This is a genomic window from Caballeronia sp. SEWSISQ10-4 2 (genome assembly GCF_030464885.1).
GTDB lineage: Bacteria > Pseudomonadota > Gammaproteobacteria > Burkholderiales > Burkholderiaceae > Caballeronia.
This window is the reverse complement of record NZ_JALPRJ010000072.1, coordinates 1-12560: the sequence shown is the minus strand read 5'-3', so window position 1 is coordinate 12560 and position 12560 is coordinate 1. Positions and strand designations below refer to the sequence as shown.

Sequence of the window (12560 nt, the reverse complement as noted above, 5' to 3'; positions counted from 1 at the left end):
TTTTTCACTTCATGCCGGACGGCTGTATCGAATGCTCAGTAACCGCCCTTCTTGCCGATGCCAGCGAACGGGAAGTCGTATTCGATCGTGTACGGCTTGAACCACGGACCCACGCCGGTTTCCTTGTCGACGTGGCGGCCGAACGCCATGTGGCCGGTTTGCATCGGCGGCGCAATGTTGAGTTTCAGGTGATATTTGCCCGGGCCGAACAGCTTCACGTTGTCGCCGTAATGCGGGCCGTCGCTTGCGACCATGCCCATCATGTCGCCCTTGATGGTTTGCGTCGTGCCGAGCTTGGTCAGCTCGTACGTCACTTGCAGGTACGGCATCCAGTCGCCTTCGGCGAACCCGTTCGGGTTGTTCTTCACGGCGTGGATGTCGGCTTCGAGATGCACGTCCGAATCCGAGGCCTTGCGCATCATGCCTTCCGGCTCCATGGTGATCGGCTGCAGGTACACCGCGCCGACTTCCATGCCGTTCTCGATGTGCTGCTTGCCGATCGGATATTCGGCAGCCGATGCCGACGCCATTGCCGCAAACGCGACTGCGGCCACCGAGCCGCGTACAAAAGTTGAAACCTGCATCCTTCACTCCTTCTTGTTATTGATCGGACGTGCGCTGGAGAGAGCGCTCAATCCGGCCCAATCGGTTCACCGAGCAACCCCGATGTTGATAATCGGAAATCGCAATGAGAATGTAACCTACAACCTTAATACGAACCATTCTCAATGGTGTTGGAGTTTAGCACCGATCTGAAGCCGGCGGAGACCAAAAGCCTTGTGGCAGTTGGGTTATGAGAGGCGCAGAGGTTTTTTGGGTCGGATTTTGTGCAACGCAACGCGGCGAACCCAATTGGGTTCGCCGCGTTGCGTTGCGTTGTCCCGACACCTTACGTTTAGGTAGCGCCCGGAATGTGGTCGCCCACATTGGCGCCAAACACGCGTTCGCGGAGAAGCGACAATTGGTCGCGGGTTTGCGCGGCTTTTTCGAATTCGAGATTCTTGGCGTGATCCATCATCTGCTTTTCGAGCCGCTTGATTTCCTTCGATATCTGCTTTTCGGACATATCTTCGAACTTCGCGCGCGTCTGGGCTTCCTTCAATTCGGCGCGTGCATCGTCGGCGTTATAGACACCGTCGATGATGTCCTTGATCCGCTTGGTCACGCCGCGCGGCGTAATCCCCATCGCGAGATTGTGCGCAATCTGCTTCGTGCGGCGCCGTTCGGTCTCGCCGATCGCGCGCTTCATCGAATCCGTCATGTTGTCGCCGTAGAGGATCGCCTTGCCGTTCACGTTGCGGGCCGCCCGGCCGATCGTCTGGATCAGCGAGCGTTCGGCGCGCAGGAAACCTTCCTTGTCGGCGTCGAGGATCGCGACGAGCGACACCTCCGGAATATCCAGCCCTTCGCGCAGCAGGTTGATCCCAACCAGCACATCGAACGTACCGAGACGCAGGTCGCGGATGATTTCCACGCGCTCGACCGTATCGATATCGCTATGCAGATAGCGCACCTTCACGCCGTGATCCGCGAGGAATTCGGTCAACTGTTCGGCCATGCGCTTGGTCAGCACCGTCACCAGCACACGCTCGCGCACTTTGACGCGTGCGTTGATCTCGCCAAGCACATCGTCCACTTGCGAGCGCGCCGGGCGCACTTCGATTTCCGGGTCGACCAGGCCGGTCGGCCGCACGAGTTGTTCGGCGACCTGCCCCGCCGTACGATTTTCGTAATCGGCCGGCGTGGCCGAGACGAAAATCGCCTGGCGCATCTTGCGCTCGAACTCGTTGAACTTGAGCGGCCGGTTATCGAGCGCCGAGGGCATCCGGAAACCGTAATCGACGAGATTCTCCTTACGCGCCCGGTCGCCGTTGTACATGCCGTTCAGCTGGCCGATCAGCACATGCGACTCGTCGAGCAGCATCAGCGCGTCGGGCGGCAAATAATCGACGAGCGTCGGCGGCGGCTCACCTGGTGCCGCGCCGGAAAAATGCCGCGAATAATTCTCGATGCCTTTGCAAAAGCCCAGTTCCTGCAGCATTTCCAGATCGAAACGCGTGCGCTGTTCCAGCCGCTGCGCCTCGACCAGCTTGCCGTCCTTGTGGAAAAACTCGAGCCGTTCGCGCAATTCCAGCTTGATCGTCTCGATGGCGCGCATCACGGTGTCGCGCGGCGTCACGTAGTGGGACGATGGGTACACGGTGAAACGCGGAATCTTGTTGCGCACGCGGCCGGTGAGCGGATCAAAGAGTTGCATCGACTCTATTTCGTCGTCGAACAGCTCTACGCGCACCGCCATTTCAGCGTGCTCGGCCGGAAAAATGTCGATGGTGTCGCCCCGCACACGGAAGCTTCCGCGCGAGAAATCGGCTTCGTTGCGGTTGTACTGCATCGCGATCAGACGCGCGATGATGTCGCGCTGGCCCATTTTGTCGCCGGTACGCAGCGTCAGAATCATCTTGTGATATTCCGACGGATTGCCGATACCGTAGATTGCCGATACCGTCGCCACGATCACCACATCGCGCCGCTCCAGCAGGCTTTTCGTTGCCGAAAGCCGCATCTGCTCGATGTGCTCGTTGATCGACGAATCCTTCTCGATAAACAGATCACGCTGCGGAACGTACGCTTCCGGCTGGTAATAATCGTAGTAAGAAACGAAGTATTCGACAGCATTCCGCGGGAAAAACTCGCGAAACTCCGCGTAGAGCTGCGCAGCGAGCGTTTTGTTGGGCGCGAACACGATAGCCGGGCGGCCCATGCGCGCAATCACGTTCGCCATGGTGAACGTCTTGCCGGAGCCCGTCACGCCGAGCAGCGTCTGGAACGACAGACCGTCCTCGATTCCTTCCACGAGCGTCGCGATCGCCGTCGGCTGGTCGCCAGCGGGCTGGTACGGTTGATAAAGCTGGAACGGCGAGCCTTCGAAGGTGACGAATTTGGATTCGTCGAGCGCGTCGGAAGCTTCGATTAGCGGGGTATCGGACATGAGGGAAAGGTGCCTTGGCCGAGAGCAAACATCCATTCTAGCGGTTCGCGCTGGAGCAAGTTCGACGGCGGATCGGGATTGTTGGGCCGGACTTCGGGCGATGTGCGCTGAGCTTTCGCGCGATGCCGATGTTTTCAAGATGAGGCGCCGACGCGAAATCGCAAGTGATTGTTTTGGCGGATGAAAGCTTGGCGGGAATATTCCGACGCGTTGCGGCCAGTCGTCACGGTTCTCGCGAAAAATCGCGGAATCGATGGAAAAAAATAGCGAAATCGCGCGTTTCTTCCATTTCGTGAGGCCGAAAAGCAGCGCCCAATTCGTTACAATGCCGAACTGGGGTTTTCATCGATGGGACGGAGTTTGTTGGCTCCTCAAGGTCCGCTTGCAGCCGCTTTGCAGCGCTCGAGCAGCCGTTTTTCCCGTCCCGACCGCCCGTGCCGACTTTCCACTACCGCCGATAAATCATGTCTCTTTTCTCAGCCGTCGAGCTTGCCCCCCGTGACCCGATTCTGGGCCTGAACGAAGCCTTCAACGCCGATCCGCGCACGACCAAGGTCAATCTCGGCGTGGGCGTGTATTTCAACGAAGAAGGCAAGATTCCGCTTCTGCGCGCGGTTCGCGAGGCCGAAAAGGCTCGTGTGGAGCTGGCTGCACCGCGTGGTTATCTGCCAATCGAGGGCATTGCCGCCTACGACGCCGCTGTGCAAAAACTGCTGCTAGGCGACGATTCGCCGCTGATCGCCGATGGCCGCGTGATCACGGCGCAGGCGCTCGGCGGAACGGGTGCGCTTAAGCTCGGCGCCGACTTTCTGAAGCGGCTGAACCCCACGGGCAAAGTCGCGATCAGCGACCCGAGCTGGGAAAATCACCGCGCATTGTTCGAATACGCCGGTTTCGAAGTGCTGAACTACCCGTATTACGACGCAGCCACGCACGGCGTGAAATTCGACGCCATGCTGGAAGCGTTCAACAGCTATCCGGCCGGAACGGTCGTCGTGCTGCATGCGTGCTGCCACAACCCGACCGGCGTCGACCTGACCCCGGCGCAATGGCAACAGGTCGTGGAAACGGTCAAGGCGCGCTCGCTGGTGCCATTCCTCGATATCGCGTACCAGGGTTTCGGCGAAAACATCGACGCCGATGCAGCCGCCGTACGTCTCTTCGCCAAGACCGACATCAATGTGTTCGTGTCGTCGTCGTTCTCCAAGTCGTTCTCGCTGTACGGCGAACGCGTGGGCGCACTGTCAATCATCACGAGCGGCAAGGAAGAAGCCGCGCGCGTGTTGTCGCAACTCAAGCGCGTGATCCGCACGAACTATTCGAACCCGCCGACGCACGGCGGCTCAATTGTCGCCGCAGTCCTCGCTTCGCCCGAACTGCGTGCCACGTGGGAGCAGGAACTCGGCGAAATGCGCGATCGGATTCGCGCAATGCGCAATGGCCTGGTCGAGCAGATCAAAGCGGCAGGCGTGGAGCGCGACTTTAGCTTCGTGAACCGTCAACGCGGCATGTTTTCGTACTCCGGGCTGACTTCACCGCAAGTCGATCGCTTGCGCGAGGAGTTCGGAATTTACGCCGTGGGCACGGGCCGGATCTGCGTGGCCGCGCTGAACACGCGCAACCTCGAAGTCGTGGCGAACGCTATCGCGACCGTGCTGAAGTAAGTTCGTTTGTGGTGTCGAAAACGGCGCTCCGTGTGAGCGCCGTTTTTTTTGAGGCTTCCGGTTTGCTCAAGACGCCGGACCACCCTCGCCTAACGCTCGCCTCGATGAATGTCGTGCGTGATAAAGCCGGAATCGTTCTTCGGCATATCGAGCCACTCACGATGACTCAGCGTGCCGCGGATATCGGACAAGCCGCTTTCCCAATGCTCGCGCATGGTCGACAATCCGAACTGATAGTCCTTGTAATGCCCCTCGTACTCCTTATGCCGGTAGATGAGGTGAATCACGTTAAAACGCTTCGAGCACGCAAGCTCCTCCGCCGTCTTGCACCACGGGTCGCTCTTGCGGATATCGGGCGGTACTTTGTCCAGCACTTCCCTCAATACGTTCCGAAATCGCTGTGAGCGCTGCATGGTGTCGGTAACCAGCCGCGTCCGGCTGGAATACTGAACGTCCTTCACGCGCCCCATCACATCGACAATACTGTCCGGCACCGGCCCACGTGCGCTCCACAAGTCGACCTGGAATGCGAGCGTGTCGCGACGCGGCGTGGTTTGCACAATCTCGTACAGCGGCGTATTCGACATCAGGCCGCCATCCCAGAAATATTCGCCATCGATTTCAACCGCCGCGAAACCCGGCGGCAAGGCCCCCGACGCCATGAAATGCTCGGCACGCAACTTGATGCGGGTGTTGTCGAAATACGCGAAATTGCCGGTAGCGACGTTCACTGCCCCTACCGACACCCGGGTCTCACGCGAATTGATCCGGTCGAAATCGCAGAGCCGCTCGAGCGTTCCCTTGAGTGGACGCGTGTCATAAAAGCTCGCCGCGCCCGGGTCCCCCGCAGCGAGCGGTGAGGGCGGCGGGAAACGCGGCACGAAAAATCCCTTCTGCCCTTCTACGAGCGCGCTCGCTGCCTGCATTGCCGTGAAAGCCTTGCGAATCTCGTCGGTGGAATTGAAGAACGCGTGTTCGACGAAAGCAGGCAACGGCGGCATGAAGGCAGGCTGGCAGATCGTCTCCCAAAACTCGAGCAGACGCGGCACGCGATCCTCGGGCGCGTTCCCCGCGATGATCGCCGTGTTCAACGCGCCGATGGAGATCCCCGCAATCCAGTTCGGGTGAATACCGGCCTCGTTCAACCCCTGATACACGCCCGCTTGATAAGCGCCGAGCGCTCCGCCCCCCTGCAGCATCAACGCGATGGTTTCATACGGCGGCACCTTGATGCGCTTGTCCGCCTCAGGGCCGCCCGAGGCAAATGCCTCAGGCGGCTCGCCGATATCGAGGGTCGTCACGTTGCGAGGCTCTTTGGTCGCCTTCGCTCGTTTCGTTCCTTTTGTCCCACTGCTTGCGCGCGCACTGCCCGTTCGCTCTACCATCGAAACTCCTTGTTCAAGCCTTATTGCATGTACCAGCCGTGGCTCACCACAATCGATTGGCCGGTGAGCGCTGCTGTGGGAAATGCCGCCAGGAACAGAACCGTTTGCGCCACATCTTCCACGGTTGTAAAGACGCCGTCGACCGTGCCGCCCAACATCACGCGCTTGACCACATCTTCTTCGCTGATACCCAGTTCCTTTGCCTGCTCGGGAATCTGCTTGTCGACAAGGGGCGTGCGCACGAAACCCGGACACACCACATGCGAGCGCACGTGATGCTTCGCTCCCTCCTTTGCCAGCACGCGAGCCAGCCCGAGCAACGCGTGTTTGGCCGTGACATATGCAGACTTGAGCGCCGACGCTTCATGCGAATGCACCGATCCCATATAGATCACCACACCGCCACGATCGTCCTTGTACATGTGCTGGAGCGCGGCTTTCGTGGTTAGAAACGCCCCGTCAACGTGAATGGCCTGCATCTTCTTCCAGTCAGAATACGCATAGTTTTCGATCGGATTGACGATCTGCACGCCCGCATTCGACACCAGGATATCGACCGAGCCGAATTCCGCCGCCACCCGATCAATACCTGTATTCACCGCCTGTTCGTCGGTGACGTCCATCACGACGCCTAATGCCCGGCCGCCTTGCGAGGTGATCTGTTCGGCCACGGCGTTGGCCGCGTCCTGGTTCAGGTCCGCTATGGCGAGCGCCGCGCCAGCCTCGGCCAGAGTCAGGGCGATTTGCTTGCCGATCCCGCTCGCTGCGCCCGTGACCACCGCCACCTTGCCCGCCAGACTCGTATTCAGAGATGTCATGTGCCGCCCTCCTCGGTGTCAGATTCGAACAATGAAACCACGCAACGCTGCGCCGATCAACCTCGATAAATGTCATAGACCTTTCGGTCAGCTATTCGACGCCAGCGGGCCGCGTTATGGTTCTTACACAAACGCGGTGAACGCAAAGGGCAACACGCAGAGCGTCGGCGCGCGAATCGTGAATTCGGATTAAGCTTTGAAACCCGCTTGGTGCAACTAAAACCCGAAACTGGAGATCACGAACATGAACTATCGTCGGCTTGGACGTTCCGGCTTGCAGGTCAGCGAATTGTCGATCGGCTCGTGGGTGACTTACGGCACGCAGGTCGATCATCGCGCGGCGCGCGAGTCGCTCGCTGCAGCCCGCGACCACGGGGTGAATTTCTTCGATAACGCCGAGGTCTATTCAAAAGGCAAGTCCGAAGAAATCATGGGGCGCGCGTTGAAGGAGCTCGCATGGCCGCGGGTGAGTTACGTGGTGTCGACCAAATTTTTCTTCGGACTCAACGAAGGCCCGAACCAGCAGCAGACGCTCAGTCGCAAGTACCTGCATAACGCCATCGACGGATCGCTTGCGCGTCTCCAACTGGATTACGTCGATCTCGTCTTCTGCCATCGGCCCGATGCGCATACGCCGATCGAGGAAACCGTATGGGCCATGAGCGACATCATTGCGCGGGGCAAGGCGCTGTATTGGGGCACCTCGGAGTGGAGCGCCGACGAGATTCGCACGGCGTATGACATCGCCGAGCGGCACCATCTGCACAAACCCGTAATGGAACAGCCGGAGTACAACCTGCTGCATCGTACGCGGGTCGAGAACGAATATAAGCGGCTCTACGAAGACATCGGACTTGGGCTGACTACGTGGAGCCCACTTGCGTCGGGGCTGCTCACCGGCAAATATCGCGATGGCGTGCCGTCAGATAGTCGCGCACAGCTTCAGGGTTACGAGTGGTTGTCGAAGAAGCTGACGGACAAGGGCGCGAACAGCATTGTCGGAAAGCTCGCGGAAGTGTCTGACCAGCTCGGCTGCTCGCTGGCGCAGCTCTCGCTAGCCTGGATTTTGCTGAATCCGCATGTCAGCACCGTGATTACGGGTGCGTCCCGGGTAGAGCAGATTCACGAGAATATGAAGGCTATCGACGTCGTGCAGAAGATCACGCCGGAGATCAAGCAGCGGATCGAGGAAATCGTCGGCGACGCGTTCGTCTGAGAGATACGGGGTCGTCGGCTACAATAACGACCCCGCCGCGTGCGCCGTGTGATGCACACGCGCCTCGGCGCTTAAGCATTTTCATCCGTTTGGCTCAGGCCGCGCTCATTCTCGTCTCGCTCATTCATTTGCCATGCTCAGTTATCGACACGCCTTTCACGCAGGCAATCACGCAGACGTGCTGAAACACGCGGTCGTCGTGCAGTTGCTGCAACACCTCGCCCAAAAGGACAAGGCGTTTTGGTATATCGACACCCACGCCGGCGCCGGCGTGTATTCACTGACTGACGGCTTTGCCACCAAGACGGGCGAGTTCGAAACGGGGATTGCCAAGATTTGGGCCAAGCGCGATTTGCCGGGTTTGCTCAAGGACTATGTCAAAGAGGTAAAGGCGCTTAATGCAGACGGCACGCTGCAGTTCTATCCCGGCTCGCCCTATCTCGCCTGGCGAGTGATGCGCGAGCAGGACCGCATGCGGTTGTTCGAGCTCCATTCCACCGAAATCGACGTGCTGCGTCACAATTTCCGCGACGCAGGCCGGCGTGCAGTGCTCTTTGAAGGCGATGGCTTCGACGGCATCATCAAGCTGTTACCGCCGCCGCCGCGCCGGGCGCTCGTTCTGATCGATCCGTCGTACGAAGACAAGCGCGACTACGCACGCACGCTGAATTGCCTCGAGGAAAGCCTGAAGCGGTTCGCGACCGGCACTTATGCGATCTGGTATCCGCAAGTGACCCGGCTGGAATCCCAGCGTTTCGCCGATCAGTTAAAGCGTGTGCAACCCAAGAATTGGCTGCACGCGTCATTAACGGTGAGCAAACCTCCCGTTGACGGCTTTGGCCTGTTCGGGAGCGGCCTTTTTATCGTGAACCCGCCGTACACGCTTGCGGGTGAGCTGAAAGAGGCGCTCCCTTATCTCGTCGATGCGCTCGGTCAGGACAGCAAGGCGGCGTTCAAACTCGAACATCGCGGTGACTGACAGCGTCTAGGTCGTTCGCTGCTAATCAAGCGACGTGGTGACCGTGCCGGTCGCGCTGTGTGGGTCCGATGAACGGGCTGGTGTGGTAACCGCAGGTTTCGGCGCTGCGATGGGTACCGTTGTGACTATCGAAGACTGCGGGGTTTGCGCCAACGCTGGCTGCGTTTGAGTTTGCGCTTGCGTTTGAGTGCCGGTCGGCACGCCGTAAGATCCGCCAGAATGCGGCGAGGTCGAATTTGGCCGATGCCGATAACTGGACGGCGATGACTGCGATCCCGTGGAAGAGCCGTATCCCTGAGCACCACCATGCCCGCCTTGCGGAAGTTCGATGTAAGGCGAAACCACGATCGTCTGTTGAGCTTGCTGCGGCAATTCGGGCAGCGTTGCCATCGGACGCGCTGCAACCAACCCCGAGTCATTCAGCGGCGCAGTTTGCAGAACAGTACCGCCCGCGCCGCTGTGAATCCCGGTCTGCGTGTCCAAAATGAGCGGCCGACCACCCGCTTGCGCGAATGCGTCGAGCGCAGTTAAGCCCAAAACCAGCCAAAGCGCCACAGTCGCCGCACATCTGATAGGTCGAAGTTCTGGACTCATGGCGCCCCCCCTTGTCGAATGAATAGTTGCCGACGCGCACATCCGGCTAATTCAGTTCAGATCATATAAATGCGCTTTACCTTACCGCGATGGCAAGCTTTAGGCTAGCGCTCTCGATAGTCGACACTTAAGGAGATTCGATGGCATTCCCAAAAACCTTCCTCGCCGTCGCTGGCGCGGTTGCAGTTTCAATCGTTGTATCGATGCCCGCCGCGTTTGCACAAACGCCGGCATCGTCAGCATCAATGGAGGGCATGGACATGTCCGCCTCGAGTGGCAGCCAGAGCGATTTCGCATCTACGAAGGAATTCCAGGCTGCCGATCATTCGATGATGTCCGGCATGTCCAGCGTTCAGTACACCGGTGACGCCGATCATGATTTTGTCGCGCACATGATTCCGCATCATCAGGGCGCAGTCGCGATGGCAAAAGTCGAGCTGAAGTACGGCAAGGACGCGAGGTTGCGCGCCTTGGCCAAGGAGATCATCGCCTCGCAGGACAAGGAGATTGCGTTCATGAAGCAATGGCTCGCAGCGCACCCGCAGAGAAAGTGAGCGTCCCCGCCTGATTGCCTAGCGCAGCCCAAAAATGACAAAGCCCCGCATGCGGGGCTTGTTCAATATGTCGACCGGGTACTTTCGGCTGAAATTACAGCGAGTAGCCTTCGGTTTCCAGCGAACGGATACGCTTTTCGAGCTGGACGATATCCGACGATTGCGCCAGATATTCTTCACGGCGATTGCGTTCGGCGGTTTCAAACCAAATGCTGACTTTTTCGAGCAGGAATGCAAACATGATTTTTTCTCCAAGGATTTCAAATGAATCCCCGGCGGTTCGGGTCAGGGATATCCCTCGAAAGGGTTAACCCGGATTATAGACGAACCGTGCTGCCGATGTTAGTGAAATGCCTGCATTGGGTGCATTCTTTTTTGGAATGGTGCATGCACCGACCCGGAACAAGTGGTTGATTTGGCTAATCTTATCTGAAATTTTCCGCGTACCCACTCAATTACGCACATTTGTGGTGCGCAAATCTGCGCGAACGCGCATACCCGGTCGCACCAAGATGGTCACTCCGCCAGTCTTTCCAAAATAGGGCAATCCGGGCGCTCGTCGCCGTGGCAATGAACCGCGAGATGGGCCAGCGTATTGCGCATATCCGTGAGTTCCGCGATCCGCCGGTCCAGTTCCGCGACATGTTCGAGCGCGATCGCTTTGACCTCCGCACTGGCACGTCGCCGGTCCTGCCACAACGCGAGGAGTTTGCGAATATCGTCTACGAGGAAGCCAAGTCGACGCGCTTGCCGAACGAAACGCAGCGCGTGAACTTCGTGGGTTCCGTACATTCGATACCCCGATGTGGTCCGGTCAACCGGCGGCAAAAGGCCAACACTCTCGTAGTACCGAATCATCTTGGCCGTCACGCCGGACGCGCGGGCCGCTTCGCCGATGTTCATAGCAGACACTCCTAATTTTCCTAAACTCTATACCTTCCAACCATGGGAGGGTATAGCATGGTCCTCTCTTACGAAAACCAAATCAAAGGAAATTGATATGGCCGAATTTAAAGTGGAAGGTATGAGCTGCCAGCATTGCGTTGCCGCCGTGACGCGCTCGATCCACGAAATCGACGCCACCGCGCAAGTGCAAGTGGATCTTGAGTACGGACGTGTTGTTGTGGCATCAACTGAGACCTTGGACGCGCTCAAGGAAGCCATCGATGACGCGGGTTACACGGTCGTATCGGCGAAGGCAGCATGATTCGGGGGGCACGCTTCAGGGTTGCGTTGATCGGCGCGACTGGGTTGCTCGGACGCGCCGTTGCGAACGAACTCGCCGCGACAACACGGTGGCAGGTGGTGCGAACAGCGTTTCGTCATGGCGACGCGAATACCATCACCCTCGATATTCGCGACGCAGATGCCGTCCGCGAGTTCATCTCGGAACAGATGCCTGACGCAATTGTCGTGGCTGCGGCCGAGCGGCGTCCTGACGTTTGCGAGAATGATCCCGCGCTCGCGTGGGCGTTGAACGTCGACGCGCTGCGCTTTATCGCCGGCGCCGCGCAGGACATAGGTTCGTGGGTGCTCTCGATCTCGACCGATTATGTCTTCGATGGCACACGACCACCCTATCGGCCGGACGATGTGCCGAATCCACTCAACGCTTACGGTCGCAGCAAGCTTGACGGAGAACAGGCGTTGCTGCGCTCAGGAGCACGGGCCTGCGTGCTGCGTTTGCCGCTGCTTTATGGTCCTGTGATCGACTGGGGCGAATCGGCGGTGACAAGCCTGGCGCCGGCAATCGTGGAATCCGCGCGCGGAGCGACGCCTGCGGTGATGGATGCTTGGGCGACGCGCTACCCCACGTTCACGCCTGACGTCGCGCTCGTGATCCGGCAGTTACTGATGCGTCACGAAATTGGCGAGTCGGTGAACGGCGTGACGCACTGGTCCGGCGATCAGCCGATGACAAAGTTCGACATCGCGCAAACCATCGCACGCGTGCTGAACATCGATGCCCGGATCACAGCGCAACGCACACCGGTCGACGCCACGCCGCGCCCTCGGAACTGTCATCTCGCATCGGATGTGTTGGAGGATTTGAAGATCGGCCTGCGAACACCTTTCGAGGCCGCGATCCGCGTTGTCCTGCAAAACTGGCCGCATCCGACCACAAGTCTGTGAGCGGTAGCCAAAATTCGGGCATTGTCAGCGAAGCGATGTTCCAGTCCATTGCACCTTCGCTCCGACGCTCGCTTCTTGTAGGTCCGCTAAACGCGGTTGGTGAGCGACGCGAAACTTCGATATAGCATCGACTGAGTATCGGGAAAACGGACACGAGCGCTAAAGAGAGGTACAGAAACGCAAAAACCCCACTTTTTGGGTGGGGTTTTTGTTAGCTGGCAAGTGCTC

Annotated in this window: 12 protein-coding genes; 6 read left to right on the top strand and 6 right to left on the bottom strand. The window is 58.9% G+C overall.

The window, feature by feature from the left end:
* Positions 1–35: 35 nt before the first annotated feature.
* A complete protein-coding gene (locus M0D69_RS33950; protein ID WP_301786209.1) occupies positions 36–584 on the bottom strand; it encodes an iron transporter in 549 nt (182 codons plus the stop codon).
* Positions 585–895: 311 nt separating this feature from the next.
* Positions 896–2989 (bottom strand): excinuclease ABC subunit UvrB, encoded by a 2094-nt coding sequence (gene uvrB / locus M0D69_RS33945; protein ID WP_301786208.1) that lies wholly within the window; start codon positions 2987–2989, stop codon positions 896–898.
* A 464-nt stretch (positions 2990–3453) separates the two neighbouring features.
* Between uvrB and M0D69_RS33940 the strand changes: the two genes are divergently transcribed.
* Complete coding sequence (locus tag M0D69_RS33940; RefSeq protein ID WP_301786207.1) at positions 3454–4653, top strand: amino acid aminotransferase; 1200 nt, start codon at positions 3454–3456, stop codon at positions 4651–4653.
* A gap of 89 nt (positions 4654–4742) precedes the next feature.
* Here M0D69_RS33940 and M0D69_RS33935 read toward each other — a convergent pair whose 3' ends face one another.
* Both M0D69_RS33935 and M0D69_RS33930 read right to left on the bottom strand, forming a co-directional pair.
* Positions 4743–5954 carry a patatin-like phospholipase family protein gene (locus M0D69_RS33935; RefSeq protein WP_301786206.1) on the bottom strand — a complete coding sequence of 404 codons (1212 nt, stop codon included), beginning with the start codon at positions 5952–5954 and terminating at the stop codon, positions 4743–4745.
* A gap of 104 nt (positions 5955–6058) precedes the next feature.
* Positions 6059–6856 (bottom strand): 3-hydroxybutyrate dehydrogenase, encoded by a 798-nt coding sequence (locus M0D69_RS33930; protein ID WP_301786205.1) that lies wholly within the window; start codon positions 6854–6856, stop codon positions 6059–6061.
* Between the two features lie 244 nt (positions 6857–7100).
* On the opposite strand from M0D69_RS33930, the gene M0D69_RS33925 reads away from it, so the two are divergent.
* The 3 genes from M0D69_RS33925 (at position 7101) to M0D69_RS33915 (ending at position 10199) form a co-directional block, all read left to right on the top strand.
* Complete coding sequence (locus M0D69_RS33925) at positions 7101–8072, top strand: aldo/keto reductase (protein ID WP_301786204.1); 972 nt, start codon at positions 7101–7103, stop codon at positions 8070–8072.
* 133 nt (positions 8073–8205) lie between these two features.
* Positions 8206–9051 carry a 23S rRNA (adenine(2030)-N(6))-methyltransferase RlmJ gene (locus M0D69_RS33920; RefSeq protein WP_301786203.1) on the top strand — a complete coding sequence of 282 codons (846 nt, stop codon included), beginning with the start codon at positions 8206–8208 and terminating at the stop codon, positions 9049–9051.
* 797 nt (positions 9052–9848) lie between these two features.
* Positions 9849–10199, top strand: coding sequence for a DUF305 domain-containing protein (locus tag M0D69_RS33915; protein ID WP_301786235.1), 351 nt, complete (start codon positions 9849–9851; stop codon positions 10197–10199).
* Positions 10200–10293: 94 nt separating this feature from the next.
* On the opposite strand, the gene M0D69_RS33910 is transcribed toward M0D69_RS33915, so the two are convergent.
* Entirely contained in the window at positions 10294–10440 is a 147-nt protein-coding gene (locus M0D69_RS33910; protein WP_087882081.1) for a DUF3563 family protein, read from the bottom strand.
* 275 nt (positions 10441–10715) lie between these two features.
* Positions 10716–11102, bottom strand: a complete 387-nt coding sequence (gene cueR / locus M0D69_RS33905; RefSeq protein WP_301786202.1) for a Cu(I)-responsive transcriptional regulator — start codon at positions 11100–11102, stop codon at positions 10716–10718.
* Between the two features lie 97 nt (positions 11103–11199).
* On the opposite strand from cueR, the gene M0D69_RS33900 reads away from it, so the two are divergent.
* Together M0D69_RS33900 and M0D69_RS33895 are read left to right on the top strand one after the other, a co-directional pair.
* Positions 11200–11406, top strand: coding sequence for a cation transporter (locus M0D69_RS33900; RefSeq protein WP_301786201.1), 207 nt, complete (start codon positions 11200–11202; stop codon positions 11404–11406).
* Positions 11403–12332, top strand: coding sequence for an SDR family oxidoreductase (locus tag M0D69_RS33895; RefSeq protein ID WP_301786200.1), 930 nt, complete (start codon positions 11403–11405; stop codon positions 12330–12332). The genes M0D69_RS33900 and M0D69_RS33895 overlap by 4 nt, the downstream gene beginning before the upstream one ends.
* Positions 12333–12560: the final 228 nt, after the last annotated feature.

Coding starts and splice junctions, on each gene's coding strand:
- uvrB (WP_301786208.1), bottom strand. CDS start 2,989: ATGTCCGATACCCCGCTAATCGAAGCTTCCGACGCGCTCGACGAATCC.
- M0D69_RS33920 (WP_301786203.1), top strand. CDS start 8,206: ATGCTCAGTTATCGACACGCCTTTCACGCAGGCAATCACGCAGACGTG.
- M0D69_RS33950 (WP_301786209.1), bottom strand. CDS start 584: ATGCAGGTTTCAACTTTTGTACGCGGCTCGGTGGCCGCAGTCGCGTTT.
- M0D69_RS33910 (WP_087882081.1), bottom strand. CDS start 10,440: ATGTTTGCATTCCTGCTCGAAAAAGTCAGCATTTGGTTTGAAACCGCC.
- M0D69_RS33895 (WP_301786200.1), top strand. CDS start 11,403: ATGATTCGGGGGGCACGCTTCAGGGTTGCGTTGATCGGCGCGACTGGG.
- M0D69_RS33925 (WP_301786204.1), top strand. CDS start 7,101: ATGAACTATCGTCGGCTTGGACGTTCCGGCTTGCAGGTCAGCGAATTG.
- M0D69_RS33915 (WP_301786235.1), top strand. CDS start 9,849: ATGCCCGCCGCGTTTGCACAAACGCCGGCATCGTCAGCATCAATGGAG.
- M0D69_RS33940 (WP_301786207.1), top strand. CDS start 3,454: ATGTCTCTTTTCTCAGCCGTCGAGCTTGCCCCCCGTGACCCGATTCTG.
- M0D69_RS33930 (WP_301786205.1), bottom strand. CDS start 6,856: ATGACATCTCTGAATACGAGTCTGGCGGGCAAGGTGGCGGTGGTCACG.
- M0D69_RS33900 (WP_301786201.1), top strand. CDS start 11,200: ATGGCCGAATTTAAAGTGGAAGGTATGAGCTGCCAGCATTGCGTTGCC.
- cueR (WP_301786202.1), bottom strand. CDS start 11,102: ATGAACATCGGCGAAGCGGCCCGCGCGTCCGGCGTGACGGCCAAGATG.